Here is a 25,527-nt window from a genome sequence, read left to right on the forward strand (position 1 = left end):
CCATGAAATTATTAACGCTTAATTGTCACTCTTGGCAAGAAGAAAACCAGATGGAGAAAATCAAAACACTGGCGAAAACCATCCAGGAAAAATCATTTGATGTGATTGCCCTTCAGGAAGTCAGCCAGCTTGAAGATGAAGCCATCGTCTATGCTCAGGTTAAAAAGAACAATTACGCGTTAGTTCTTCTCGATGAATTAAAACAGCTTGGGGTAACCGATTATGAGCTCGTCTGGGGCTTTGCCCATATCGGATACCCTGGGTATGAAGAGGGTCTTGCAATCCTGACTAAACATCCTATAGTGGATTCAGAGGTCTTTTGCGTGACAAAAGGACAAGATACCTCTTACTGGAAAACACGCTCGATCGTACGCGCGACCATCAAATACAATGAGAAATTAGTCTCCTTCTACTCATGTCATCTTGGCTGGTGGCATGACGAAGAGGAACCGTGCAAATTCCAGCTTGATTCTCTTCTTCAAAAGCTCGACCGATCTCATCCTTTCTTCTTATTGGGTGACTTCAATAACAGCGCTGAAATAAGAGATGAAGGATATGATTACCTTCTTTCAAACGGTTTATATGATACGTATACACTCGCTGAAGATAAGGATTCAGGTATAACCGTTAAAGGCAAAATTGCCGGCTGGGATGAAAACAAACAAGATTTGCGCATTGATTTGATTCTATCAAGTGATGAGGTTAAAGTGCTGTCATCAAAGGTTATTTTCAACGGCAAACATAAACCTGCCGTTTCAGATCATTATGGTGTGGAGACAGAGATTTGCATGTAAATGAAGGCTGCTTCTTTTAAAGAGGCAGCTTTTTTTTCATTTTGTCATCTTTTCTTTTTCTTTTTACGTTTATCCTATATATCTCACGGGGAAATTAAAAAGGTTATAGGGAGGTCGACTATGAAAGATTTGCTAAGAAGAATTCACCATCACGAATTAAACGACTTATCAGCAGTTATTGCCTATTATTTTTTACTATCCCTTTTTCCGCTGCTAATTTTTTTAATCGCCATGTTCCCATATTTTTCGCTCGATGTCACTCCACTATTAACGTGGATTAATCACTACGTGCCTTCTGAAACGGCTGAGCTGCTTACAGAACAGATTAGAAGTCTGTTTGGGGAAACAAACAGCTACATACTTGCATTCGGTGTGATCGCAGCGCTCTGGTCTGCAAGCAATGCAACGCATATTTTAATTCGGGCTTTCAACCGGGCGCTTGAGATTAAGGAAACCCGTGCTTACATCAAAGTCCGCATAGATGCTCTGCTTTTAGCAGCAGGACTTATTATTACGATTACAATCGCCCTGCTTCTTCCAGTATTCGGAAAAGTCATCATTGACACCCTGACCCGCTATGCACCTTTTCTTGAAAATATAAATCCGCTGCTGAATCAGGCAAGGTGGATCATTTCATTTCTCATGATTAATTTGGTTTTGCTCGCTCTTTATTATTTTGCACCAAATGAAAAGCTCGGGTTTTTTGATATCTATTTCGGATCACTTTTTGCAACATCACTCTGGAGCATCAGCTCTTATGGATTTTCTTTTTACGTTGATAATTTCAAAGCCTTCAACGCTGCTTATGGAAGTTTGGGAGGCATTATTATTTTGCTCATATGGCTTTATTTCACCGCCTTCTCCATTCTGCTTGGAGGAGAAATAAATGCCATGCGCGTCTGCCGCAGAAAGAAAAAGTTCTGTCCGGATTGATTTTCTCCTTAATGTACCAGTTTGATATTTATGGAAGCGGGTATTTTCACAGTAAGAAGAAGAAGAAAGAGAGGAGAAAAGAGATCTCATGTTAGATTTCATCATAAATCTGCTGCGGGAGTTTGGAATATGGGGTCTTATGGCGGGTCTTGCAATTGAAGCCTCATCCCTGCCTTTTCCAGGTTCACTTATAACCCTTGCGTATGGCTATTTACTGGATTTATCGATTCTCCAATTAATCTGGATTGCCTTTTTAGGCAGTGCGGTTTACACGGTATTCAGTTTTATTCCTTATTGGATTGGATATAAATTAGAGCATAAAATGAAAAAGAAGCTGACCAAAAAGAAAAAAACCTTTGAGAAAACACAGCGCTGGTTCAAAAAATGCGGTCTTTGGAGCATTGCAATTGCGCGTCCTTTAGGAATCGGCAACTATATTTCTTACGTCTCAGGGCTGTCAAAAGTAAAGGCTTTGCCATTTGCCGGACTTACATTTTTAGGGGTATTCCCTCTGAATATCACGATGCTCTGGCTTGGACAGATCGGCAATCTAAAATCGATCTCTGCATTCATGTCTGATATGCAGACTTATATTATGATTGCTGTCGGATTAGCGATTATCCTATTCCTTCTATACCGTTTTGTTTACAAGAAGAAGGATTGTTCTGATCCAGCCAGTTCCTCCAGTCAAAAAGTATAATAAAAATAATCCAAGGGGAAAATTTCCCTTGGATTATTTTTTTGCACCAAACAGATAAATCAGTGTCAAAATGATACATATCGACAGAGTGATTATCGTACCGATTGGCGGTGAAGTCATTAATATCCCCGCCAGAATGGCAAGTAAAGCGATTAATGAAAACCATGATGTATATGGATAGCTTTTTACGAAAAATCCTTTTAGGGCTACACCTGGTTTTCTGCTTTTCAAATGAGCAATAGTAAGCAAAATCCAAATAGATAAAATCGCGTATCCGGGCACGACCATTAGATAGCCAAATGTTTCACCTTCAGCAAATACAGCAACAATTACTCCTATATATAAGAATGAAGTACTCGCAAGCAGTGCTCTGACAGGCACACGTTTAGAAGATAACTTCGAGAAAAACTTCGGTGCGTTTCCGTCCAAAGCCTGTGTGTACAGGAGGCGTGATGCAGCATACATCCCAGTGTTTGCCGCGGATATCACAGCAGTCAGCAGGACGAAATTCATAAATCCTCCGATATATGGAATGCCCAGCGTATCAAATACCGTGACAAACGGGCTTTGCTTACCAACCTCATTCCATGGCATCAGACTGACAATGACAAGAATCGGAAGGACGTAAAAGACTAAAATACGTATTATAACGCTGCGTGCTGCTTTTGGAATAACCTTTTCCGGATTTTCTGTTTCACCAAGCGTCATCCCGATCATTTCGGTGCCGCCGAATGAAAACATAACAACAAGCATGGAAGCAGCAATACCTGATATCCCAAATGGAAGAAATCCGCCATGCTCTGTAAGGTTTTCAAATCCTGCAGCACTTTCTCCATTAAAACCTGCAAAAATCAGAACTCCTCCAAGTAATATAAACAGGGTTAACACGGATACCTTTAAAGCAGAAAGCCAGTACTCTGTCTCTCCAAATATGTTTACTGCAAACAAATTAATAACAGTAATTAAGATAGAAACAATCAACGACAGCAGCCATAGCGGCGTATCTGTAAACCAATATTTCAAAAACCCAGCCGCTGCTGCCATTTCTGCCGCCATAACAAGCATCCAGCTGATGAAATAAATCCATCCTGAAAAAAATCCTGCATATGGACCGAGAAATGTCTGAATCAAATCTCTCAATGTTTTCGCTTTAGGCTGCTGAACAGCCATTTCAGCCATTGCCTGCATGACAAAATATAAAATAATCCCCGCTAATAAATAAGATAAAATGACACCTGGTCCCGCAAGCTCAATGGATGAACTGCTTCCCTGAAAAATACCGGCCCCAATCGCACCGCCAAGGGCAATCATGGTGACATGCCTTGATTTCAGTCCTCTTGCTAATTCGTCTTTATTCGAACTCATTCTCGTCTCTCCTTACTAATCTTCTATGCTCTTTTGTAGTACATGTTATCTTAACAAAAAAGCAGAAACGTGAAAACTGCCTGAAATTTAGGTGTTTTTCGTCAGCTCCCATATCTCATTTAAAACCGGCATCTCTCCTTTTTCCTCTTCCGTCACCTTATCCCAGTGAATCCCGTCCGGCTTGCTGTATGGTGTGTTCGTTTCTATCACACCGAGCTCTGTAACGATATAATCAACAGGTAAATCATATGTATCCACTTCAAACTCTTCCTCTGTCACTTGAATACTGTGAATAGTTGATATAACCGGAACATGAGGATTTCCAAGCTCCCTCATGATGGCATACTCGCGATCCGAATACCCTTCACCTTTGCCGATTCTTCTTCCGTCTTTATGAACAGCGACTGATCCGGCAACAATTAAGTCAACCCTCGGCAGCTCTGATAACGGAACTTCTTTCCCATATTGTTTAATATTCTTTAAGCTGACAGCTCTGCGCTCTTCCCCATCAGGGACCCATTCTCTTTTCAGCATAATAAAGCCTGCTTTTAACCTCGGAGTCGGAACGAGGAGTGTTTTTCCGTCTTTTATGACACGGGCACGAAGAGGAAGCTGCGGCGCATCAGGATTTATTTTTATGACTTCCGCTTTTTTATATACTTCAAGCTGCGCGGCATATTCTGCCGCAGCTGCTGCCCCTTTAAAATTCGGAATTCTATTTTTCAAAGGAAACGGAAATCCCCCAAGTTTCTCTGTCTCAAGCCTGTCCCATTTATCTTGGCGAATTTCGTCCTTCGTTTTCATGAAATGTCCCCCTTTCGCATCAAATCTAAAGAATGTGTTGAATTTTCATATCGATCATCTTCTATAAATCCCGCCTGCTTGTAAAAAAGGGACGCTTCCTGAGAATCCGTTCTGAGAACAACGACATCGAAAAAATCTTCAGTTCCCTTTAAAAGAGCTCTTAATATAAGTTCGCCCACACCTTGTCTTCTATGTTCTTTTGAAACATAAAATCTTCTTATGCGCCCAGCCTTTTCATTTTGTGAATATGGATCCTGATTTATGCCTCCGATGCCAATCAGTGTTTCATTATGAAATGCACCCAGCAGCATCTCACCTGGCTTTTTAAACGTATTGTCTCCTGATTGATAATCAGCAGCGAGTCTTTCCAGAAAATGAAATCCCTCCCGTTTACTTTCGTCTAAAAGATTTGAGATTTCTTCAGTCTTTACCGAATCCAATCGTTTTATTGTAATCATGTTATTCCCTCTTTCTTCTTCATAAGAACATTTTAAAAGGCTCTTTCTTTGCCTTGTCCGCTGCAAGGTGATACGTTAATAAAAACGATATCAGGAGGATGAAAAAATGACGTATTCACAAAAACAAATACTGCTTGCAGATCGTCCATCAGGAAAACCAACAGCCGAGACGTTTCAATATGCAGAAGTGCCTGTGCCTACACCCGATGAAGGACAAGTCCTCATCCGCACTCTGTATTTATCAGTGGATCCATATATGAGAGGCCGCATGAATGAAGGCAAATCCTATGTGGCGCCTTTTCAGCTGAATGAACCGATTTCAGGCGGAGTTGTTGGCGAGGTTGTCGATTCAAAAGGCAGCAACTTAAAACAGGGGGATATCGTCATCGGCAATCTTCCTTGGCAAGAATACTCTGTGGCAGGGGAAAAAGAGGTCCGCCAAATTGACCCTTCCATCGCACCCATTTCAGCCTATCTTGGCATCCTTGGCATGCCTGGACTAACAGCGTATTTCGGTCTGCTTGATATCGGCAAACCTAAAGAAGGCGAAACAGTCGTTGTTTCAGGTGCAGCAGGAGCAGTTGGTTCTGCAGTTGGCCAAATTGCAAAAATCAAAGGTGCACGAGTTGTGGGTATTGCGGGTTCAGATGAAAAAATCAAGTATTTGATTAATGAACTTGGATTTGATGCTGCTATTAATTATAAAACAGAAGATGTAGGAAAAGCACTTGCAGCAGCATGCCCAAATGGCGTGGATGTCTATTATGACAACGTAGGCGGAGAAATCTCAGAAGCTGTCCATAAACTGCTGAATAAATTTGCACGCATTCCAGTGTGCGGTGCGATTTCAACTTATAATTCAGACGGTGCTGACTTAGGCCCGCGCATTGAAACAACACTGATCAAATCAAGTGTCCTCATGCAGGGATTCGTAGTCGGCGATTTCTCTTCCCGCTTCAGCGAAGGCGCAAGAGAACTTGCAGGCTGGCTGCAGGAAGGCAAGCTGAAATATGAAGAGACCATCGTGTACGGCTTTGAAAATATCCCACAGGCATTCCTTGGCTTGTTTGAAGGAACGAATCTAGGTAAGCAGCTTGTTAAAATTGCTGAGCAGTCAAAATAATAATAATAAAAAAGTCGACCAAATCCGGTCGACTTTGTTTAACATTGAATCCAATCGCAAGGAACATCCCATTCATCCGGCTGATTAACATTTGAGATAATTTTGTCCACTTTTTCAAGAGGAACCATTTTATAGTTGGCGCGTTCACCAATTTTAGAGTTGTCAGCTAAAACGTAAACTTCCTTTGCATTTTGAATGAGTATTTTTGACAAAACCGATTTCTCGAGATCAAAGCAGGTAATTCCATCCTCAGCTGAGATGCCGTCTATTGAAATGAACGCTTTATTTACGTAAAATTCTTTCGCCATTTGCTCCGCCAACGCTCCAGAGGAACGGTAATGCTTGCTTCTCACACTTCCGCCGATAAAAATGACCTCTCCATCAAACAGTTTCTTATTGGCGTATGATATCAAGAGCGACGCAACTGGAAAGGAATTTGTAATGACAGTTACATTTGAACAGTCACATAAAGGCCTGACCATCTGCAAGGTTGTACTTCCCTCGTCGATAAAAATTACGTCATTTTTATTAATGGAAGATACTGCTTTGTTTGCAATGCACTGCTTTTCTTCAATTCTTATGATTTCCCGTTCAAAAAGTGCTGGTTCTTCCTTTGCTTCAGAAATTTTTACGGCGCCTCCATACACTTTCTTCAGTTTTTTTTCAGTTTCAAGCTCTTCTAAGTAACGCCTGATGGTTTCAGTTGATACGTCAAAATCCTTTGCAAGATCATTGACTTTCACTTTTCCTTGTTTTTCTATTAGCTCCGCAATGACTCGTTTTCTTTCCTCTGCTAATAAAGACATTCCTCAGACTCCTATATTAACGATTATTTTCTTCCAATTTAATGATCTCTTCATGGATAAATATACCACGATTTTCTAATTGATTAAATATTTTCACTGGATCAGCAAATGCATCCTCTGGAATCACAATTCCTTTTTTCTTAACCTCACCTTTTGCTATCAATTCTGCGGCAATGGCAAATGGAATGGCTACGTTGCGGGTATAGGCTCTTAATCCTTCCCAGCCTTGGACAGTGCCATCTGAAGAAGGATGCGTATGAGTTAGGATGTGCTCTACTCTTTCGCCATCTTTCGTGCCAATGACCTGGATATGAAGAGCATAGCCATAGAGTTCGGTTTCTGAGCCTTCTTTTGATTGATATAAGTATTCAGAGATACAATCCATAATTCCTGCTTCTGTACCGTTCATGATGAATTTATCATTCCGCAAAATACCATAATCATATAATGCCCGCACTAGCTGCATATTTTGCTGCGGCCACGTTCCTCGAACTTCGATTAACTGAACGTCTTTATGCTTTAAAGCTTGAGCAAGTGTTTTCGTTTCTGAGTGAGGAATAATATACTGCACACCTTTTCCATATGGCTGCGGAAGCTCAATCTCCATTGGTCTCGCAAACGGAGGCACTTGGATGAACTCACCATACTCAAAAACGACTCGTGATGGAAGATTAGGATCATATTCATAGGACGTTGTTTCTGCAATTGAGCGAGAAAACGCAATCGGGCGGAAAGAACCGTGGCTGACTCTTACAGACTCTATTGCATCAAGCTGATTTGCAGCATGCATGGCCATCATTTGAGTCAGGCCGGGTGTCATTCCAAAACCGGGAAGACACGTTTTTTCATTGCTCTGAAATAATTCGTGCATTGAATCCTCTTCGCCAAAACCGTTTAAATTTATGCCATGACAGCCAGCTTCTGCGATGCAAGCTGTTGATTTTCCGTTCAGCGTTATCGTGGTGCCGTCCATTACAATATCATATCCCCGCATTTTGGAGACTGTATCATCATGATCAAACACGTTCACTTTTACAAAATCGACTCGCGGATCATTCAGCCACTCAACAACCTTCATGCCTTCTTCTTCATTGAAATCTGCTACTGTAATTTTTTCAAATTCGGAATGCTCCACTAAATCTAAAATCGCTTCTCTGCAAATTTTTCCAGCTCCGCCTAAACAAAATACTTTCACAGTTTCACAGCCCCTTCTGATGATGTCTCTTTAATTGCCGTTAATAATCGATCTATATCTTCGGGGAAGACCTCGCCGATGTTTCCGATTCTGAAGGTGTCCAGTTTAGAAATTTTCCCAGGATAAATGACAAATCCTTTTTGCTTTAACGCTTCATAGAATCCTTCAAATGTAAACGAAGCGCCTTTAGGATACAAAAATGCCGTAATGATCGGGGACTGGTTTTCTTGATTCAGCAATGGAGCAAAGCCCATACTCTGCATTCCCTCAACAAGCCGGTGCTGATTTTCCTTATAGCGCTCATATCTTGCCAAAACACCGCCCTCTTCTTCAAGCTCAACCAGTGCCTGAAAAAAAGCTCTCACAACATGTGTCGGTGACGTAAATCGCCATTTTCCATTATGTTTTTCCATTGTTTCAAATTGATCATATAAATCAAGAGACAGAGATCTTGCATTTCCTTTACATGCAGCAAGCTCTTCTTTTTTCGCAATGATAAATCCAAAACCAGGAACACCTTGAATGCATTTATTAGCGCTGCTGATCAAATAATCGATTTTCAAGGCGGAGACATCAATCGGAATTCCGCCAAAGCTGCTCATTGCATCAACGATCGTGATTAGTCCATGCTCCTTTGCGAGACGGCTTATATCTTCAATCGGATTCAGCATTCCTGTTGTCGTTTCACAATGCACGACAGCAAGATGTGTAAGATCTTTATGCGTTTCAAGCAATTCTTGTATGGATTCGATATCGAGAACGGTTTGCTCATCTGATCTGTAAATGATCGTAGGGATCCCCAGGATAACCGCCATATCAGCGATTCGTTCGCCATATGCTCCGTTGCATGCAACGAGGAGCTTCCCATTTTCTTTCGGGATCACGCTTGAAATGACAGATTCAACGGAAAACGTTCCGCTTCCCTGCATAAGAACAGCCGTGTATTCTTCTGAACCGGGTGCTGCAAGAGCTGTTAATCTCATTCTAATATCCTGAACGATTGCGTTATAATCTTTATCCCACGTGCACCAATCCTTTAGCATTGACTCACGGACGGTTTTTGAAGTGGATAAAGGTCCAGGTGTTAACAGCAAGTATGGATTATTCATGTTCTGTCAGTCCCTTTTCTATTTTTTCCAGTAAAGGAATCAGTTCTGCAAATTCATTCAGCACATAATGAGCACCAGCTCCATAGAAACGGTCCCTGACTTCATCCATCTTTTCCTTTAACTCGTCCTGGTCAAGCCTGCTCACTTCATCTTCCGTCAATCCAAGCTCATTGCTTCCAAGAATCACTCCTACTGCCCACATGCCAGCGTTGATGCCTTCTTTCATGTCTGAAACGGTATCACCGACTTTTACGAGTTTGTTCATTGGATAAATGCCCATCTCGATTGCATTCATGTAGGTCATCCATGGATATGGGCGGCCCGCTTTTACATCATCAGGAGTAAAAAGATAATCGGGAAAATATCCTTTTTCCTTTGCGTGAGGCGCCACAATTTTCATCATTTCTTTTGTGTATCCTGTAGTAGAGCCAATTTTCAAGTCTTGCTCTCGAAGCTTTTGTATCGTTTGAATCACGCCTGGCAGCGGCGTTGTAAATTGCGGAAGAATGTCAAATATAATCCTTTCAAACTCTTCGTACATTTTTTCAATATCCTGTTCAGTCGGTTCCTGCCCATGAACAGTTACCCATTCTTCTTTAATACGCGGCATTTCGCATAGTGCTCGTATATGATCAATTTTTAATAATCCCATCGGTTTGCGCGCTTCCTCTGCTGTAATGCTCACTTCCCGATTCAGAAAAACTTCTATAAACACCTGAAGCGGAGCAAAGCATCCATAATCAACCGTTGTTCCTGCCCAATCCAAAATGACTCCTTCAATTTTCCTCATTTATAGTTCCTCCTTCAGTGATTTACGATTTTTCATCCATTTTACAATCAGTTCATAGGTAACCCTGACAAGAATGTTCGTTGCAACAATTAATATACTCATAGCAGCGGCTGAAGCTAGATTTCCGGCATCATCCATATTGACGATCGATACTGCAGCAAGCTTAAAATCTGCTGTATATAGGAATATGACCGCTGAAACTGTCACCATTGCGTTCACAAAATAATACATTGCTACTTCAAGAATGGCCGGCAGACACATTGGAATCGTCACCTTCATGAAGGTTTGATAAAACGGAACACCCATAGACTCTGATACGAGCTCAAATTCTTTGTCCAGTTTTTTCAGTGCAGTTGTTGCGGTAATAAACGAAACAGAATAAAAGTGAACAATATTTGCAATGACAATAATGGCAATGGTTCCGTACAGAAAATGAAACGGATTTGCTATCGTATATCCAAAGATTGATAGATTTTGCTTGCTGAAAAAAAAGATGTACCCAAGTCCAATGACAAGACCAGGAACTGCAAGAGGAATAAGAGATAAAAAGGTGCTCAATTTCCGGAGTCCAATCATTCCTCTGAATTTTTCAATCATATAAGCAAAAATGAACGTAAAAATCGTTCCGAAGATTGCTGTCAGAACCGCTGCAAGCAAACTATTTTTATAAGCTGTTAAGCCATCGCCCGTAAAACTGTCAAAGGCAAAATGCTCTAATGTAAATGTCATGTTATATGGCCATATTTTCACGCTGGCAGCAATGAAAACAGCTAAAAACAGAACGCAAACGGCTAATGAAATGCCAGAGCAATAGAGAAATGCTAAACGGTCTCTTAAAGGATTTCGTTTTATTTGATAAGGAACTGCTTTTGAACTGGCGGCACCTTGTTGTTTCCGCTGCGTAAGCTGGTCAACGGCAAAAGCGAGTAACGCCGGAAGCATGAGAATCATGCCTACTGTGGCACCCATCCCCATGTTTTGCTGGCCGATGACCTGCTTATAGACATCTGTCGCAAGAACGTTATATTGTCCGCCTACTATTTTAGGAGCCCCGTAATCTGTAAAACTCAGAGTAAACACGACAAAAATAGAACTGATTAAGCCGTACTTCGCCGATGGAAGTGTAATGGTGAAAAACTTGTTTATCCCGCTTGCGCCCATTGAGTCAGCTGCTTCATATAGTCGCTGATCGGCACCTGATAAGGCAACCATTAAAATCAGAAATGCTTGTGGAAAGGTGTAAATGGTTTCTGCCATAATGATTCCGATTGGGCCATATAAATCGATCTTAAACCCGGGAATCGTTTCAAAAAATCCATTTGTAATTAATCCTTGATTGCCAAATAGATACATTAAGGCAATTCCGTGCATCATCGTAGGTGCAAATAACGGAAGCAAAGCAGAATAGCGAAAGATTGCTTTTCCATATACGTTTGTCCGGGTGATTGCAAATGCATAGACAAATGCCAGACTTACTGCAAGGATGGTCGTGATGCTTGAAACAAAGACTGTATTTTGCAGAGATTGAACTAGAATTTCCGATTGAAAGTAGCTGACAAAATTCTGCAGTCCAATAAAGATGCCATCACTGTCAATAAATGCTTGTACAAACAACATCAGTAATGGGAGCACCAATACAGCAGCAATAGCTAAAAGCGAGAAGATCAACAGCAAACGCTGCAGCCATTCATTTAATCCTGCTTTTTGCCGTTTACGTTTATTCGTTGAAAGCTTTGAATGAGCATTGGCCATTCGCATCTCCATTTAGACAACCACCTGTTCTTTGTAGGCTAACAATCGATGATCCGGCAGCGAAATCTTCAAAGATTTCCCCTTCGAAAGATCCATGCAGTGCGCCATATGAGCCGATAAATCAACAAGCAGATTCTGATTGAACAGCTTCGAGTCTTTTTCAGTAATTTTCACTTTCACCCGATAGACTGGACCTTTGAATTCAACTGACTGAATTACTGCATTTGCTCCGTCATCATTTGTAACCTGGACATGCTCTGGGCGAATCGCCATCATTTGGTTTGTGTTTGAATTCAAGAAATTCATAGAGCCGATAAAGTTCGCTACAAATGGCTGATTCGGCTGATGGTACACTTCTTGTGGAGTACCCGCCTGCATGATTTGAGCATGATTCATGACGACAATCCGATCTGCCATTGTTAATGCTTCCTCCTGATCATGCGTAACCATAATCGTTGTGATCCCAATCTTTTCTTGAATGGCGCGAATTTCATAGCGCAGTTTTTCACGCACTTTTGCATCAAGCGCTGATAAAGGTTCATCCAGCAGCAGAAAGTCCGGCTCAAGCGCAATCGCTCTGGCAAGCGAAACCCGCTGTTGCATACCGCCTGAGAGCTGAGCAGGAAATTTGTCTTTAACATGCAGAAGATCAACTAGATTCAAAGCCTCCAGTGCTTTCTCTTTCACCGCTTTTTTCGGATACTTGCGCGTTTTTAGTCCAAATTCAATATTTTGAAGAGCAGTTAGATTTGGAAATAACGCATAGGATTGAAATACGATTCCGAAGTTTCGCTTAGCTGGCGGCAATTCTGTCATATCTTTTCCATTCACATAAACACGGCCTGCATTTGGTTCTTCAAGCCCTGCAATGATGCGCAGCAGGGTTGTTTTTCCACATCCGCTCGGACCGAGCAGACAAACAAATTCATTTTTTCTTATATCAAAAGATACATTGTTAAGAGCTGTAAACTGATTGAAGTTTTTACTTATTCCTTCAACCTTCAGATAGGAATTCGGCATCTTGACCCCAGCCTTTCTAATGGATTTGGCGGGAAACTAAGTTCCCGCCAATCCTCATTTTCTTACTCTTTTGGTTCTGCTTTTTCACCAAATTCTGCTTCCCACTTTTTAAGGATCATATCGCGGTTTTCCGCAGCCCAATTCAGGTCATTGTCCTTGTACATTTTGTCTTCTACACCCTCAGGGAATGCTTCAGTCTTTTCAAACTTGTTTTCCATTGTTGAAAATCCATTTGCATCATAATATTTCTTCATGACATCTTCTGTAATGGCCCAATCTAAGAAAGCTTTTGCAGCTTCTTCATTTTTCATCTCATTTTTAGCAATAAGACCATTCGCTTCAACATCCCAGCCCAAACCTTCTTCAGGGAGGATCACATCTACAGGAGCACCATCTTGTTTTTGAGTAACGCCGCTGTAAACTAATGAAATTCCAATTGGATACTCGCCAGCTGCAGATAACTTAGCAGGCTTTGACCCTGAATGGGTGTAAGTACCTATGTTTTCATGCAGCTTTTCCATATATTCATAGCCTTTTTCCTCGCCCATCATCTGCAGCCATGCATTGACTGTTAAGTATCCTGTTCCTGATGATGCAGGGTGAGGCATAACGATTAACCCTTTGTACTCAGGCTTTGTTAAATCTTCATACGTTTTTGGGATGGGCAGGTTTTTCTTTTCAAGCTCCACTTCGTTTACGACGATCCCGGTCATAAATGCTGTGTTTCCAACCCATTTTTCTGGCTGATTGGCATCTTTATATTCCGGAAGAATTTTATCTGAGCCCTTTGGAGTATAGCCTTCAAGCATTTCCTTTCCATCCAGCGCAAGCAGACTTGATGCTGCAAGTCCCCAAACAACATCTGCTTCAGTATCTTTTCCTTCTGCTAAAAGCTTGGCTGTAATAATTCCGGTTGAATCCCGAACAATATTTAAATCAATATTCGGGTATTTCTCTTCAAATGATTTTAAGTATTCTGGAATCAATTCCTCTTCAATTGCGGTGTAAACAGTCAGCTCACCTTCTGTTCCATTTCCGTTAGAAGCATTCGATCCGCAAGCAGTTAACAAAATAATTGACATAAGTAAAACGAAAAGCTTAAGAATATGGTTTTTCATTGTTTTTTCTCCCCGTTTCGTGATTTACCTTACAAATACAATATAAAACCACAATGTTAAGCACATATTAATGTGGAGTTAAGAAATTGTTTTGTGTGATTTATTGTTGTTTTCCATTGTTTTCAACTAATAAAGTGTAAGCAGGTAGACGCTAATATAACTCTTGGTGTGAAAAAGAAGGGCTGTCTATAAAGTCATTTTTTACTGACTTATTGGACAGCCCCTTCTTTTGGGAACTTGCTCAATCAAAAGTGGCAGCACTACGGCGTTTGATGCCACTAGCTGGACCTTGAGCTGTTAAAAGTGGCAGGGCTACTAGAACTGACGCCACTAATTATTTTCACAGAAAAGCAGGCAGGAAAAACAGAAGGTTTTCCTGCCTGCTTTATTTTAGGGACTTATCGGACAGCCCCTTTTCGTTTTTATAAACAAAAAGAACCTGCATATAAAAATGCAGGCTTCCAAAATTACATCTTACTCTCCGCTTTTTGAAGAAGAACATTTGCCAGGTCCGACAGGCTCTCTGTTGTTTTATTGATTTCCTGAATTGAATCAACAATAGCATCCAAATCGACTGTGTTTCTGCTGAACATCTCCATGTAATTCTCCATCTCCATCTTTACTGTGACAAGCCCGCTCCGTACTTGCTGGATTTGGGATTGAGAGGTTTGAGTGGACTCATTCATTGAGCTCATGATAGTGACGATTGTGTCCATATGCTTGTTGCTGTTTGAGATTAGGGCGTTGATTTCATTGCTTGTTCTTTTGGAATCCTCTGCAAGCTTTCTGACTTCGCTTGCTACAACGGCGAATCCTTTTCCGTGATCGCCTGCGCGTGCCGCTTCAATGGAAGCATTTAATGCCAGCAGGTTTGTCTGGTCAGCAATTCCTTCAATTTCTTTTGTCATTCTTGTGATTTTGTCCGAAATGCCTTTGAGGTCTCCAATTCCCTCAAGTGAGCTTTCCACTTTTGCAATAACCTCTCCAAACGCAGAAACCATTTCGTCCATTTGCTCTTCGTTTTTGTTCGTCAAGTTAAGAAGGTTTTTGCTGCTTTTTTGAGTGGATTGAATTTCTTCCCGGATTTGTTCAGCCTTTGAGCTTGTCTCATTCATGGTAGAGTCCGTAAGCTGAACAGATGCGGCCATCTCCTGGCTGATAGAAGAAAGCTCCCTTTGCAGGTTTACATTTTCTTCATTCAGCTCATTCAGCTCATTCATTCTTTTTTGCATATATTGATCCACAACAAGCTGTGAATCAAGATTTATAGCATGAGTGATTGCAAGCAGTGCCACAGAGAGTTTTTGCGGCTCAGTTTGAAGCACCTGAACGACCTTTGGAATCAGCAGAGTACTGATTGCTGAATATGTTGCCAAAAACCATGTAACAGGCAAGTGCGCTCTGTTATGCGTGCCTCCGATGCGGTTTCTCATCTCAAAGAACTGTTCATCCATTTCACCGCTCAGCAGGCTTTTAAAATAATCAACAAACACAGCTTTTAAACGCGCTCTTGTGGAGTGGTCCCCCGCAATCCTGCTTAGTACAGGCTGCTTGTATAAGTGATTCAGCACTGTTTCAAGGAGTTCATCGAGGAGAGGCATGACAACAGGCTTCAGTTCCTTTAATGTTTCGAGCTGTTCATTTGTATAACCCATGTAAGCAAGCCTCGAAGACAATTCTTTATCTTCAACAACTACCATATGTTTATCTTCAGGAAATCCCATGACAGGATTGAATGTTTCTGCCGGTTGTTTTTTTGAGAAAAGTGTCAGCATGCTAAGTACCCCTTATTTTCAATTAGTGAAATAACGTTCAATTTATAAAAACGACATTCTATTCCTACTATCGGCAGAAAAAAATAAAACTAAAGTCCCGAAAACAATAAAAAAAGCGCAAATCTTCTGCGATCTGCACTTTGTTCTCACCTTATGTACCCCTGCAAGCTTTATTGAACAAGGGAATGCTTAAATGCATATATAACCGCTTGTGTGCGGTCCTGCACGTCAAGCTTGCTTAAGATATTGCTGACATGTGTTTTCACTGTTTTTAATGCAATAAATATTTCATCGGCAATTTCCTGATTTGTTTTTCCTTCTGCAACGAGCAGCAGAATTTCCATTTCCCGTGCGGTCAGTTCGTCATGAGGATGGTGAACAGGTTTTTGACGCATTTTCATCATCATTTTCCCGGTGACCTCCGGTTCGAGAACAGATTGCCCATGGAATGTATTCCGGACTGCATTTGCGATCTCGCTTGCTTTGGATGTCTTCAGCATATAGCTTGTTGCACCTGCTTCAAGGGCAGGATACACTTTTTCATCATCCAGAAAGCTTGTGACAATAATGATTTTCGCTTCAGGCCATTTCTCAATGATTTGTCTCGTTGCTTCAATCCCGTCCATTCCTTCCATGACAAGATCCATTAAGATAATATCAGGACGGAGTTCGAGAGCAAGTTCGATTGCTTTAAAGCCGTTATCGGCTTCACCCACTACTTCAATGTCGCTTTGAGCGGCTAAATAGGAGGAAACACCGATCCGCACCATTTCATGATCATCTACAAATAAGACTTTAATCATTATTCTCACCCCTTACAACTGGTATTTTCACTTCAAGCTTCGTTCCTTTTCCGGGGAAGCTGACAATTTTCATCGTGCCTCCAAGCAGGGCTGCTCTTTCGTGCATATTCTGAAGGCCATAGCTTCCTGTTTTTGCAGCATCGACTTTAAATCCTGCGCCATCATCCATTACTCTAAGCAAAATCAAATCATCCCGTTCAATAAAAAGCACTTCAAGTGTTTCTGCTTTTGAGTGGCGAAGTGTATTTGAAACACATTCCTGCAGGATGCGGAAAAGGTGATCTTCAATTCCTTTATCAAGCTTCATTTCTTCCATTTTCCATGAAATCTCCATCGGAACCTTCTGCTGCAGCTCTTCTAAGAGTTCCTGCATCCCTTCATTGAGCGTTTTTCCCTTGAGGGCTGCCGGTCTGAGATGCAGGAGCAGAGCCCTCATTTCAAGCTGGGATTGATGAATCATCTGCTCAACCATGCTTAATTGTTTATTTTCTGCTTCGCTGCGATGATCTGCTGATTCATTAACGGCTGACATCATCATAGATGCGGCAAAAAGCTGCTGACTGACTGAATCATGAAGCTCCCTTGCAAGCCGGTTGCGCTCTTCGGAAACGATTTTCTGTATGCGTTTCTCCTGTTCTTCTGCTTTTTCATTTGCGAGCTTTTGAGAAAGCTTTGTTTGCTCTGTCATATGCTTTTGAAGATTGCGCAGATGCTGCCAGAGCTTTTCAAATTCTCCTGACTTTCGGTTAAAAGAGGCATCTGTGAATTTTCCCTGCTCCAGCTGTGAAAGTCCATCTGACAGCTGAACAATATCGCTTCGCAGAAATATACCCGAGAGCAGGCCAAGAAACATGCCTATCAGCAGACTGACTGCAGGAACGAAATAGATAAAAGGGAGATCAAGCATTTCACTTTGCCATAAGATGCTCCAGTCATTCAGCGGAAACATGACAAAAAAACTGACAGATAAGAAGACGAGAACGGAAAAAGAAATGGCTGCACCTAAAGCCATGTGGCGAAAAATGCTGCTCATATCCTTTTCACCTCTAAATCACCGACAATCGAAGATGTCACCACTTTTACCTTTTGCACGGCATCCTCGTAGCCTTTTGTCTGATACGAAACAACTTGATTAAAGACCTTTGGCTCTCGATGTTCAAAGATGGATACAGCTCCGGCCCATGAAGAATGCTGAAACGCTGCATCAAGCTCATATGGGAGGAGGATTTTCACATTTCCGATAACATTCCGGATCACAATGATGCATTCTTCCTTCGGCAAAACGGTATTGCTGAGATCAATAATTGTGTCTCCGATTCCGCTTTGGATATTAATATCATTCCATTCATAGATTTCTTCAGCAGAAGTCTGCTGACCAAAAACATTGTTGCTGAACAATGGCTTCTTATAAAGGACATCTTCTTTTTTCAGTAAAATCGACTCTTTTATTTCAGGTGTAATAACCGCAGGTGTTTTCTTAGATTGACGGTATTGAAACAATAAATAAATGGCGATTGCGAAAATCAGAAATTTGACCGCCCATAAATTCATGACTGTGATAACCAAACTGATTAAGCCAAACCAAAAGAGAAGTTTCCCCGTTTTTCTGGCAAGGCGTTTTTTCCCAAGATAGATGCAGATGGATGAGAAAATCAGAAAAAAGATAAGCCCACCATGATCAAACAGGACTTCAAGCATTAACAGAACGATTCCAATGAGCAATATATACGTCATCATATCAGCGTTCGCTTTTTTGAGCATATGGGCTTACCTCCTTGCGTCCTTGTTTTAAAAAGGCGCAGAAATCTACGCCTTCTTTAGAATACCATGTTTTTATTGTGCAATAGAATCTTCTTTTTTAAGTTCTTTTTCAAGCTGTGCAATTCTTCCATCAATTGTATTGCGGTGATAGCCTGTGTTGACCTGGTGCTCTAAGCGGTCAAGATAGTTTTCCATCTCGTCAAAGCGTCCATAGGAACCGGCTGAATAGCTGCTGCTGTCTAATACTTTGTTCATGCGGTGAGAGGCCCGGGCTGTATTTTCATGGCCCATCAGTTCCATGCGCTTGATATACATGTCCTTTAGTTTATGCTTCATTTCTTCATACTTGCGTTCAAGATCTTCTAATTGACGGGTTACTTCTTTGAGGGACTCGTTCAGTCTTACTGTCCGCTCCTGATATTGGTCATGTTCTCTCACTGCAAATTCGTGCAGTTCTGTTTCGCCGGCCTGTGCTGCAATTTCTGCCTGGCGCTTGCGTTTTTCAGTAAGGTGCTCTGCCTCCTTATATTCGCGGGTGAATTCTTCTTTTAATAAATACTGTCTTTCGACGAGCTTGCGGACCTTATCTGTTTCCTGCTCACATTCTCTTAAGTACTGATTCAGCATAGCGATTGGATTCTTCTGTTCTTTTTGATCCAGTATTTCGTGAAAATCTGCAGTGATTGTTTCCTTGATTCTTGTAAATAAATGACTCATTTATTTCCTCTCCTCTTTCTGTTATTGGTTTTTTTTCATTTCTGCCCATTGTCTTTCAAAATTAGTGAATGGGTCGTTTGATTCTTTAAAAGATGACTTTTCTTTGTTGTTCCACTTTTTATAGACAACATACAGGATGTAAGCTGCGACTGCGCCAAGCACGGCTGGCAGATTTGATGCCGATGCACATAAGGCAATAATTCCGAAGATTGCCCAGAAAACTTTCATTCCAGTTGAATCCGTCTTCATGAATCCTTTATACGAGTAATAGAGAATAACAAGACTGATGGCCAGCGCAAGCATTGGGGCCAAATTTGCAAGCAGGACTATGGCTGCAATACCCCCTGCGATCAATAAACCGAATTTTTTCATTTTCTGTTCCTCCTTTCTATATCTCTATCCTACCTTCCCTGCCGTTTTCCCATAACGAGCCTGAGCTTTATTTTGAACTAAGACCTGAGGCGTAGCAGGCCATGAGACCACACTTCTCCTTACTATCTCGTCTAATATATTAAATTTTTACATAATTTTAAAAATTCCCTCTTGTCCAATACTTATTTCCTTGTTATCATAATGAACATTCAACTATGAAATTACAGGAGGCATTTTTGTGAAAAAACAATATTTGATTGGAATCCTTATTTTTATCCCATTTTTACAGATTATCTTGCTTCCTTTTGTAAACAGGATTGATCCGATCATACTCGGGCTGCCGTTCCTGCACTTCTGGCTTTTCCTGTGGATCGCCCTGACTCCTTTATGCACGTGGGGAATCTTTAGAATTCAAAAGAAACAGGGAGGTCTTGAATAATGCAGCAAGGAAATGTTACAGCACTCAGTATTACAATTTTCATCATTTTAACGGTTGTTTTAATTGGTTTTTTAGCCGGACGTGATAAAGCTTCAAGAAGCTCTGTTGAAGAGTGGTCGGTTGGCGGCAGAAAATTTGGAGGACTGCTTGTCTGGTTTTTAGTAGGTGCCGATCTATACACCGCTTATACTTTTCTAGGTTTAACCAGTACAGCTTTTCAGGCCGGAAGCATTGCCTTTTTCGCTATTCCTTATTCTGTTCTGGCATACTTTATCGCTTATTTTTTTCTTCCAAAGCTTTGGAAGGTGGCAAAAGAATTTCAGCTGACAACACTTGCCGATTATGCACGCGAGCGCTTTGACAGCAAGCTTCTTTCATCGTTAATTGCCATCGTCGGCGTACTTATGCTGATTCCTTATATTGATTTACAGCTAAGCGGCATTATGGATACTTTACGTGTTGCAGGTACTGGTTATATCAATGTAACAGTGGTTGTCATTACCTCTTTTTTCTTAGTTGCACTGTACACATTTTTCAGCGGGATCAAAGGTCCAACTTACACAGCCATTATTAAAGATGTTCTTGTATGGGCGATCATGCTTTTCATGGTTGCATCTCTTCCTATCATTCACTTCGGGGGATGGACACCGATGATTGATAAAGTGGTGACAGAGGCGCCTCAGCTTTTAACGATTCCTGAATCAGGACCAAAAGGATTAATGTGGTTCTCAAGTGCGGCCATTGTTTCTTCTCTTGCCCTGTTCATGTGGGCGCATGCTGCTACAGGTGTATTTACAGCAAAAAGTGCAGATGCCATTCGCAAGAATTCGATTTTTCTGCCTTTATATAATGTTGTTTTAATCCTTGTCATCTTCTTGGGATTCATTGCATTCCTTGTCCTTCCCGGAGATACGGATCCGCGTTTTGCATTGCTGACGCTGATTCAGACATCCTATGGCGGGGTAGCACAGGGCCTTGCCTATTCAACCATTGCCCTTGCTTCTCTCATTCCGTGTTCCATTATGGCTATTGGCGCATCGAATTTATTCGCCAATAATATCTATAGAGATTTAATCAATCCTAATGTAAAGCCTGCAAAGCTTACACTAATCACGAGAAGTATGGTATTTCTGGTCATCGGTTTAGCCTTAATCTTCGGGTTATTATTTCCGACAGCTCTTGTATCACTGCAGCTGCTTGGTGTTTCCGGGATGGTTCAGATCTTCCCTGCAATCGTACTCAGCCTCTTCTGGCAAAAGCAGACGAAGGAAGCAACCATTATCGGTCTGCTCGTTGGATTAGCAGTAACATTCACAGTATATGGTACAGGCCTATCGTTTGGAGTTTATGAAGGCTTCTGGGGGTTATCAGCAAACTTCCTGACTCTATTCATCTTAAATCCGATTTTTTCAGCAAAAACAAACCATGTTTTCAACTACCTTTTTCTTAAGAAAAATGAGCATGACGCTATAAGAAAAGGCGCTTAACAGAAACAGGTGCATTTCTTCATGAGATGTACCTGTTTTTTTCCTTTATAATGAAAGAAACAACCTAAGGGGAAAAATGATGGAAATTCGTTTAAACTATTCGAATGACGCGGTGCTGCGCGAAGCATTATATTCATTATTTAAAGAAGTATTCGGAATTGAATCCTACCTGCTTGAAGACTTTTACAGCAAGGGATATTGGAATGATACTTACCAGCCATTTTCTTATTTTCATGAAGGACGTGCGGCTGCAAACACCTCCATGTTTGAGTTGCCTTTCATCATCAATGGAGAATTGGTCCAAACAGCCGGGATTCAGTCAGTCATGACCCACCAAGACTATCGCGGGAATGGACTAATGAAGGATCTTTTTCGGATGATGCTTGCTGAAATTGATGCCAGATATGATCATTCATTTTTAATGACAGAAGAGCCAGAGCTATACACCCGCTTTGGATTTAGAGTGATAAAAGAACATACTTTTGCATTGGACTTTGCTCATATTCCAAAGCAAAGCGAGCTTAGAAGGATGAATTTTTTTGCTGAAAAGGACCTATTCATGGCATTATTTAAAAACCGGCAGCCTCTTTCCGAAGTGTTCTTTCCGCTTCATTATGAATCTTCGTTTGCCTTGAATATGTATCAGCCCGCGTGGCATGAAAAACTTTATTATTCCCGCAAGTTAAATTGCATGCTTGTGTTTGAAGTGAAAAATCAGCTATTAAACCTATACGATGTTATAGGTCCCAAACTCCCATCACTTTCAGCATTATGCGATGAAATTCCTGAACCTTTTCAAAAAATTGAATTTCACTTTGTTCCAGATGCATTTGAAATACAGCAAGTACAAGCTGTGAAATCAGATAACACAATGGTATTAATGGCGAGACCTTCACTTCTATCAGATAATCCATACATAAAACTTCCGGTCACAGCCTCCTTTTAAAGTGGTTTCCTTAATTGCCAATAAGGGGATAATAAGATAAAAGCGCACTATTTTCTTACTACCACTTATATAAGGAGGCTATCCCCACTATGAATCTATCTGGCAAAGTTGCAATTGTTACCGGCGCAAGCTCCGGCATTGGAGAAGCTGCCGCGATAAAACTTGCTGAACAGGGAGCAAAAATTGCTCTCTTAGACATAAAAGAAGAAAATGCCAAAAAAGTGAAATCGGCCATTGAGGCCAAAAATGGAGAGGCCATCATCGTTGAGTGCGATGTATCCGATGCAGAACGAATGGAAAGCAGCTATCAAAAAGTCTTCAGCACTTGGGGACAAATCGATATTGTGTTTGCTAACGCAGGAATCAACGGCAGATGGACCCCTATTGAGGATCTTTCTCCCGAGGACTGGGATCAAACAATCAACACGAATTTAAGAAGCACCTTTCTGAGTGTCAAATATGCGATTCCCTATATGAAAGAAAAGGGCGGAAGCATCATCATCACCAGTTCTATTAATGGCAACCGCTTATACCGTGGATTTGGCCGCTCAGCCTACAGCACGTCAAAAGTAGGGCAGGTTGGATTCGGAAAAATGGCCGCCCTGGAGCTTGCAGGATATAAAATCCGGGTCAATATGATCTGTCCTGGAGCCATTGAAACGAACATCGACAGCAATACCTTTGCTGAAGAAGAAAATATCGAAAAGGTGGAGATTCCGGTCGAGTTTCCAGAGGGTGAGCAGCCTTTAGAAAAGAAAGCCGGCTCTCCTGAGCAAGTAGCCGATCTCGTTTATTTCCTCGCCTCCGATTTATCAAGTCATATCACTGGAACAGAAGTCTATATTGATGGAGCAGAATCATTGCTTTAACCTGCAGCACCTTCTATAAAGAAGGTGTTTTTTCGGATAAAAAAGCTTCATTTGGACCAAAATAAACCTCTAATCTGTGCAAAAGGAGGGTTTACCTTGACTAACAAAAACGATAATCGTGAATCCAAAAACAAATACCCGAACAACAAGAAGCAGGATGCTGAATTCTCTAAAGAGATCAACATCCGAAGTGAAGAAACGAAAAAAGATCTGAAATAAGAAAAGCGGAACCGACTGGTTAGACCCGACAGACAGATAAGAATTCACCCGAAAAGTCCGGGGTTGACTTTTTGGGGGAATTTGTTCTGGCCGAGGGGCTAGGAGGTGGAGCTGGACAATAAGAAAAGCTGAACCGACTGGTTACAACCAGCAAAATACTACACTCTCAGGTCTCTCAAAAAAGCAAACAGCCCGGAAAGAAATTCTTTCCGGGCTGTTTTAAATCCACTTATTGCTGCTTCGCATTTTCTATTTCTTCAACCATAAGCGAAAGTTCTTCCCAGCGCTCCATTGTTGCTTCAAGCTCAGCATCAATTGCCTGCTGCTGCTCCATGAGCTGCTGAATCTTGCCATAGTCGCTGCCGCTTGAAGCGATTTGGCCTTCAAGCTCTTCTCTTTTTTCTTCCAGTTCTGCAATCTTATCTTCAATAACATCCCATTCCTGCTGCTCTTTATAAGAAAGTTTTTTTCGCTGTTTTGGAGCTGAAGCTGCCTCCTGTTTAGGAGCAGGGGCCGCACTTTCAGCCTCTTTCATTTTTTTCTTTGCATCCATAAAGTCTGAATAGCTGCCTTGATAACGGCTGACTGCTCCGCTGCCTTCAAACACAAGGAGATGATCCACTACCCGGTCAAGAAAATAACGGTCATGGGATACGGTGACGACAACACCGGGAAATTGATCAAGATAATCTTCAAGGACGCTTAGTGTTTGTGTGTCTAAGTCATTTGTAGGCTCATCCAGGAACAGAACGTTTGGCTCTTGCATTAGTACCTTAAGCAAATACAATCGGCGGCGTTCACCGCCTGATAGCTTGCGGATATATGTCCACTGCATCGATCTCGGGAACATGAAGCGTTCAAGCATCTGCTCGGCTGTGATCGTCTGATGATCGACTGTCTGCACAACCTCCGCGACTTCTTTGATATATTCGACAACGCGCAAATCTTCATCCATTGCCTCATGATCCTGAGTGTAATAGCCGATTTTGACGGTTTCGCCAATTTCTACGTTTCCGCTGTCAGGCTGAATGCGTCCTGCTATGATATTCAATAGCGTCGACTTTCCGCTTCCATTAGGTCCGATAATACCAAGTCTCTCTCCCGGAACAACGAGATAATTTACATTTGTCATTAAGGTGCGGTCCTGAAAAGCTTTTGACACATTTTCAAGTTCAATGACTTTTTTCCCTAGTCTTGTTGACCCGATGGCAAAATCCACGCTCTGTTTTGCTGCCGGTCCTTCCTGATCCTGAAGGTCTTCCACACGTCCGATGCGTGCTTTTTGTTTCGTTGTACGGGCCTTAGCACCTCGTCTAAGCCAGGCTAGCTCTCTGCGCAGGAGGTTTTGGCGTTTGCTTTCAGACTGCTCGGCATTGAACTCGCGCTCTGCCTTTTTCTCCAGAAACACTTCGTAGTTTCCCTCGTAAACATAAAGCTTGCCATATTCTAATTCGAAAATTTGGTTTGTTACCCGGTTAAGAAAATAACGGTCATGTGTCACCAGCAATATGGAGCCTTTATATTGCGCCAAAAAAGACTCCAGCCATTCGATTGTTTCATTATCCAGATGGTTTGTAGGCTCATCCAGAATCAGCAGATCTGCCGGCTGAATCAAAGCTTTTGCAATGGCCACCCGTTTCTTTTGGCCCCCGGATAAAAGCCTGACTGGTTTTGAAAAATCGGAAATACCGAGACGGGTCAGAACAGTTTTCGCAACCGTACTTGCTTCCCACGCATCATTTTCGTCCATTTTTTGCTGCATGGAAAGAAGCTTGGACTGTTTTTTTTCATTAGCCGGATCTGCTTCCAACTCAGAAAGAGCAAGTTCATAATCCCGCATCGCCCTCATGATGAGCGAGTCTCCGTAATAGATCTGCTCAAGGACAGTCAATTCTTCCTCAAGCTCTGGCTGCTGAGGAAGGTATTCAATATGAAACGAATTCGCATGAATCATTTTTCCTTCTTCAACTGTCTCAAGCCCTGAAAGATATTTCAAAAGGGTTGATTTCCCTGTTCCGTTTGTCCCGATTAAGCCAATTCTCTGCCTTTCAGCAATTGAAAAAGAAATATGGTCAAACAGTGTTTTTTCACCGTATGTTTTATATAAATTCTCTACAGAAAGAATGCTCATTTACGTATCCGCCCTTATACAATATTTCATTATATTGTACA

At 41.5% G+C, this 25,527-nt stretch carries 26 protein-coding genes; 9 read left to right on the forward strand and 17 right to left on the reverse strand.

The features are described 5' to 3' along the window. Window positions 1–2: 2 nt before the first annotated feature. From GJU41_RS13500 to GJU41_RS13510, 3 genes are all read left to right on the forward strand, one after another. Window positions 3–794 carry an endonuclease/exonuclease/phosphatase family protein gene (locus GJU41_RS13500; RefSeq protein ID WP_154318946.1) on the forward strand — a complete coding sequence of 264 codons (792 nt, stop codon included), beginning with the start codon at window positions 3–5 and terminating at the stop codon, window positions 792–794. A gap of 120 nt (window positions 795–914) precedes the next feature. Then, on the forward strand, window positions 915–1,727 hold the full coding sequence (locus GJU41_RS13505; protein ID WP_170292800.1) for a YihY/virulence factor BrkB family protein: 813 nt from the start codon (window positions 915–917) through the stop codon (window positions 1,725–1,727). A gap of 88 nt (window positions 1,728–1,815) precedes the next feature. After that, window positions 1,816–2,427 carry a DedA family protein gene (locus GJU41_RS13510; protein ID WP_154318950.1) on the forward strand — a complete coding sequence of 204 codons (612 nt, stop codon included), beginning with the start codon at window positions 1,816–1,818 and terminating at the stop codon, window positions 2,425–2,427. Between the two features lie 33 nt (window positions 2,428–2,460). Here the strand turns inward: GJU41_RS13510 and GJU41_RS13515 are convergent, their stop codons facing one another. The 3 genes from GJU41_RS13515 to GJU41_RS13525 all read right to left on the reverse strand — a co-directional run bounded on the left by GJU41_RS13515 (window position 2,461) and on the right by GJU41_RS13525 (window position 5,054). Then, window positions 2,461–3,792 carry an amino acid permease gene (locus GJU41_RS13515; protein ID WP_070879659.1) on the reverse strand — a complete coding sequence of 444 codons (1,332 nt, stop codon included), beginning with the start codon at window positions 3,790–3,792 and terminating at the stop codon, window positions 2,461–2,463. An 87-nt stretch (window positions 3,793–3,879) separates the two neighbouring features. Then, complete coding sequence (locus GJU41_RS13520; protein ID WP_070879658.1) at window positions 3,880–4,596, reverse strand: 5-formyltetrahydrofolate cyclo-ligase; 717 nt, start codon at window positions 4,594–4,596, stop codon at window positions 3,880–3,882. Beyond that, window positions 4,593–5,054: a GNAT family N-acetyltransferase gene (locus GJU41_RS13525; RefSeq protein ID WP_070879657.1), complete on the reverse strand. Its 462-nt coding sequence runs from the start codon at window positions 5,052–5,054 to the stop codon at window positions 4,593–4,595. Before GJU41_RS13525 ends, GJU41_RS13520 begins: the two co-directional genes overlap by 4 nt. Before the next feature lie 106 nt (window positions 5,055–5,160). Here GJU41_RS13525 and GJU41_RS13530 point away from each other — a divergent pair, with 106 nt between their 5' ends. Continuing rightward, entirely contained in the window at window positions 5,161–6,177 is a 1,017-nt protein-coding gene (locus GJU41_RS13530; protein WP_070879656.1) for an NADP-dependent oxidoreductase, read from the forward strand. Between the two features lie 38 nt (window positions 6,178–6,215). On the opposite strand, the gene GJU41_RS13535 is transcribed toward GJU41_RS13530, so the two are convergent. The 13 genes from GJU41_RS13535 to GJU41_RS13595 form a co-directional block, all read right to left on the reverse strand. Then, window positions 6,216–6,983: a DeoR/GlpR family DNA-binding transcription regulator gene (locus GJU41_RS13535; RefSeq protein ID WP_070879655.1), complete on the reverse strand. Its 768-nt coding sequence runs from the start codon at window positions 6,981–6,983 to the stop codon at window positions 6,216–6,218. A gap of 16 nt (window positions 6,984–6,999) precedes the next feature. After that, window positions 7,000–8,178 carry a saccharopine dehydrogenase family protein gene (locus GJU41_RS13540; RefSeq protein WP_070879654.1) on the reverse strand — a complete coding sequence of 393 codons (1,179 nt, stop codon included), beginning with the start codon at window positions 8,176–8,178 and terminating at the stop codon, window positions 7,000–7,002. Then, window positions 8,175–9,287, reverse strand: coding sequence for a 2-aminoethylphosphonate--pyruvate transaminase (gene phnW, locus GJU41_RS13545; protein ID WP_154318952.1), 1,113 nt, complete (start codon window positions 9,285–9,287; stop codon window positions 8,175–8,177). The genes GJU41_RS13540 and phnW overlap by 4 nt, the downstream gene beginning before the upstream one ends. After that, complete coding sequence (gene phnX / locus GJU41_RS13550; protein ID WP_070879652.1) at window positions 9,280–10,077, reverse strand: phosphonoacetaldehyde hydrolase; 798 nt, start codon at window positions 10,075–10,077, stop codon at window positions 9,280–9,282. Before phnX ends, phnW begins: the two co-directional genes overlap by 8 nt. Beyond that, window positions 10,078–11,835 (reverse strand): putative 2-aminoethylphosphonate ABC transporter permease subunit, encoded by a 1,758-nt coding sequence (locus GJU41_RS13555; RefSeq protein ID WP_070879748.1) that lies wholly within the window; start codon window positions 11,833–11,835, stop codon window positions 10,078–10,080. It lies immediately after the preceding gene. A 6-nt stretch (window positions 11,836–11,841) separates the two neighbouring features. Beyond that, the gene (locus GJU41_RS13560) at window positions 11,842–12,849 is read right to left on the reverse strand and encodes an ATP-binding cassette domain-containing protein (RefSeq protein ID WP_070879651.1); all 1,008 of its coding nucleotides are present in this window, start codon (window positions 12,847–12,849) and stop codon (window positions 11,842–11,844) included. Window positions 12,850–12,911: 62 nt separating this feature from the next. Continuing rightward, window positions 12,912–13,967 (reverse strand): putative 2-aminoethylphosphonate ABC transporter substrate-binding protein, encoded by a 1,056-nt coding sequence (locus GJU41_RS13565; protein WP_083328399.1) that lies wholly within the window; start codon window positions 13,965–13,967, stop codon window positions 12,912–12,914. Between the two features lie 467 nt (window positions 13,968–14,434). Continuing rightward, on the reverse strand, window positions 14,435–15,742 hold the full coding sequence (locus GJU41_RS13570; protein WP_070879650.1) for a globin-coupled sensor protein: 1,308 nt from the start codon (window positions 15,740–15,742) through the stop codon (window positions 14,435–14,437). Between the two features lie 170 nt (window positions 15,743–15,912). Next, window positions 15,913–16,545, reverse strand: coding sequence for a response regulator transcription factor (locus GJU41_RS13575; RefSeq protein ID WP_154318954.1), 633 nt, complete (start codon window positions 16,543–16,545; stop codon window positions 15,913–15,915). Beyond that, window positions 16,538–17,578 (reverse strand): sensor histidine kinase, encoded by a 1,041-nt coding sequence (locus GJU41_RS13580; RefSeq protein WP_154318956.1) that lies wholly within the window; start codon window positions 17,576–17,578, stop codon window positions 16,538–16,540. The genes GJU41_RS13575 and GJU41_RS13580 overlap by 8 nt, the downstream gene beginning before the upstream one ends. Further along, window positions 17,575–18,306, reverse strand: a complete 732-nt coding sequence (gene liaF / locus GJU41_RS13585) for a cell wall-active antibiotics response protein LiaF (RefSeq protein ID WP_070879647.1) — start codon at window positions 18,304–18,306, stop codon at window positions 17,575–17,577. The genes GJU41_RS13580 and liaF overlap by 4 nt, the downstream gene beginning before the upstream one ends. Window positions 18,307–18,378: 72 nt before the next feature. Next, window positions 18,379–19,023 carry a PspA/IM30 family protein gene (locus GJU41_RS13590; RefSeq protein WP_154318957.1) on the reverse strand — a complete coding sequence of 215 codons (645 nt, stop codon included), beginning with the start codon at window positions 19,021–19,023 and terminating at the stop codon, window positions 18,379–18,381. Window positions 19,024–19,044: 21 nt separating this feature from the next. Beyond that, entirely contained in the window at window positions 19,045–19,395 is a 351-nt protein-coding gene (locus GJU41_RS13595) for a lmo0954 family membrane protein (RefSeq protein ID WP_070879645.1), read from the reverse strand. 238 nt (window positions 19,396–19,633) lie between these two features. Here GJU41_RS13595 and GJU41_RS13600 point away from each other — a divergent pair, with 238 nt between their 5' ends. The 5 genes from GJU41_RS13600 to GJU41_RS25245 all read left to right on the forward strand — a co-directional run bounded on the left by GJU41_RS13600 (window position 19,634) and on the right by GJU41_RS25245 (window position 23,355). Continuing rightward, a complete protein-coding gene (locus GJU41_RS13600; RefSeq protein ID WP_070879644.1) occupies window positions 19,634–19,834 on the forward strand; it encodes a DUF3311 domain-containing protein in 201 nt (66 codons plus the stop codon). Then, window positions 19,834–21,321: a sodium:solute symporter family protein gene (locus tag GJU41_RS13605; RefSeq protein WP_070879643.1), complete on the forward strand. Its 1,488-nt coding sequence runs from the start codon at window positions 19,834–19,836 to the stop codon at window positions 21,319–21,321. The genes GJU41_RS13600 and GJU41_RS13605 overlap by 1 nt, the downstream gene beginning before the upstream one ends. 76 nt (window positions 21,322–21,397) lie before the next feature. After that, window positions 21,398–22,267, forward strand: a complete 870-nt coding sequence (locus GJU41_RS13610; protein ID WP_154318959.1) for a GNAT family N-acetyltransferase — start codon at window positions 21,398–21,400, stop codon at window positions 22,265–22,267. A gap of 89 nt (window positions 22,268–22,356) precedes the next feature. Beyond that, window positions 22,357–23,136 carry an SDR family oxidoreductase gene (locus GJU41_RS13615; protein ID WP_070879641.1) on the forward strand — a complete coding sequence of 260 codons (780 nt, stop codon included), beginning with the start codon at window positions 22,357–22,359 and terminating at the stop codon, window positions 23,134–23,136. A 96-nt stretch (window positions 23,137–23,232) separates the two neighbouring features. After that, window positions 23,233–23,355, forward strand: a complete 123-nt coding sequence (locus tag GJU41_RS25245; RefSeq protein WP_263596925.1) for a hypothetical protein — start codon at window positions 23,233–23,235, stop codon at window positions 23,353–23,355. A gap of 229 nt (window positions 23,356–23,584) precedes the next feature. On the opposite strand, the gene GJU41_RS13620 is transcribed toward GJU41_RS25245, so the two are convergent. Continuing rightward, complete coding sequence (locus GJU41_RS13620; protein WP_154318960.1) at window positions 23,585–25,486, reverse strand: ABC-F family ATP-binding cassette domain-containing protein; 1,902 nt, start codon at window positions 25,484–25,486, stop codon at window positions 23,585–23,587. Between the last annotated feature and the right edge of the window lie 41 nt (window positions 25,487–25,527).

Origin of the sequence: Metabacillus idriensis (assembly GCF_009674765.1) — a bacterium.
Classification (GTDB): Bacteria; Bacillota; Bacilli; order Bacillales; family Bacillaceae; genus Bacillus_P; species Bacillus_P idriensis.

Bases quoted from the DNA above. Each gene is read 5' to 3' on its own strand.
- GJU41_RS13580 (WP_154318956.1), bottom strand. From the start codon at position 17,578: ATGAGCAGCATTTTTCGCCACATGGCTTTAGGTGCAGCCATTTCTTTT.
- GJU41_RS13520 (WP_070879658.1), bottom strand. From the start codon at position 4,596: ATGAAAACGAAGGACGAAATTCGCCAAGATAAATGGGACAGGCTTGAG.
- GJU41_RS13560 (WP_070879651.1), bottom strand. From the start codon at position 12,849: ATGCCGAATTCCTATCTGAAGGTTGAAGGAATAAGTAAAAACTTCAAT.
- phnW (WP_154318952.1), bottom strand. From the start codon at position 9,287: ATGAATAATCCATACTTGCTGTTAACACCTGGACCTTTATCCACTTCA.
- GJU41_RS13515 (WP_070879659.1), bottom strand. From the start codon at position 3,792: ATGAGTTCGAATAAAGACGAATTAGCAAGAGGACTGAAATCAAGGCAT.
- GJU41_RS13530 (WP_070879656.1), top strand. From the start codon at position 5,161: ATGACGTATTCACAAAAACAAATACTGCTTGCAGATCGTCCATCAGGA.
- GJU41_RS13525 (WP_070879657.1), bottom strand. From the start codon at position 5,054: ATGATTACAATAAAACGATTGGATTCGGTAAAGACTGAAGAAATCTCA.
- phnX (WP_070879652.1), bottom strand. From the start codon at position 10,077: ATGAGGAAAATTGAAGGAGTCATTTTGGATTGGGCAGGAACAACGGTT.
- GJU41_RS13590 (WP_154318957.1), bottom strand. From the start codon at position 19,023: ATGAGTCATTTATTTACAAGAATCAAGGAAACAATCACTGCAGATTTT.
- GJU41_RS13565 (WP_083328399.1), bottom strand. From the start codon at position 13,967: ATGAAAAACCATATTCTTAAGCTTTTCGTTTTACTTATGTCAATTATT.
- GJU41_RS13610 (WP_154318959.1), top strand. From the start codon at position 21,398: ATGATGGAAATTCGTTTAAACTATTCGAATGACGCGGTGCTGCGCGAA.
- liaF (WP_070879647.1), bottom strand. From the start codon at position 18,306: ATGCTCAAAAAAGCGAACGCTGATATGATGACGTATATATTGCTCATT.
- GJU41_RS13500 (WP_154318946.1), top strand. From the start codon at position 3: ATGAAATTATTAACGCTTAATTGTCACTCTTGGCAAGAAGAAAACCAG.
- GJU41_RS13555 (WP_070879748.1), bottom strand. From the start codon at position 11,835: ATGCGAATGGCCAATGCTCATTCAAAGCTTTCAACGAATAAACGTAAA.
- GJU41_RS13575 (WP_154318954.1), bottom strand. From the start codon at position 16,545: ATGATTAAAGTCTTATTTGTAGATGATCATGAAATGGTGCGGATCGGT.
- GJU41_RS13570 (WP_070879650.1), bottom strand. From the start codon at position 15,742: ATGCTGACACTTTTCTCAAAAAAACAACCGGCAGAAACATTCAATCCT.
- GJU41_RS13605 (WP_070879643.1), top strand. From the start codon at position 19,834: ATGCAGCAAGGAAATGTTACAGCACTCAGTATTACAATTTTCATCATT.
- GJU41_RS13510 (WP_154318950.1), top strand. From the start codon at position 1,816: ATGTTAGATTTCATCATAAATCTGCTGCGGGAGTTTGGAATATGGGGT.
- GJU41_RS13595 (WP_070879645.1), bottom strand. From the start codon at position 19,395: ATGAAAAAATTCGGTTTATTGATCGCAGGGGGTATTGCAGCCATAGTC.
- GJU41_RS13615 (WP_070879641.1), top strand. From the start codon at position 22,357: ATGAATCTATCTGGCAAAGTTGCAATTGTTACCGGCGCAAGCTCCGGC.
- GJU41_RS13535 (WP_070879655.1), bottom strand. From the start codon at position 6,983: ATGTCTTTATTAGCAGAGGAAAGAAAACGAGTCATTGCGGAGCTAATA.
- GJU41_RS13620 (WP_154318960.1), bottom strand. From the start codon at position 25,486: ATGAGCATTCTTTCTGTAGAGAATTTATATAAAACATACGGTGAAAAA.
- GJU41_RS13505 (WP_170292800.1), top strand. From the start codon at position 915: ATGAAAGATTTGCTAAGAAGAATTCACCATCACGAATTAAACGACTTA.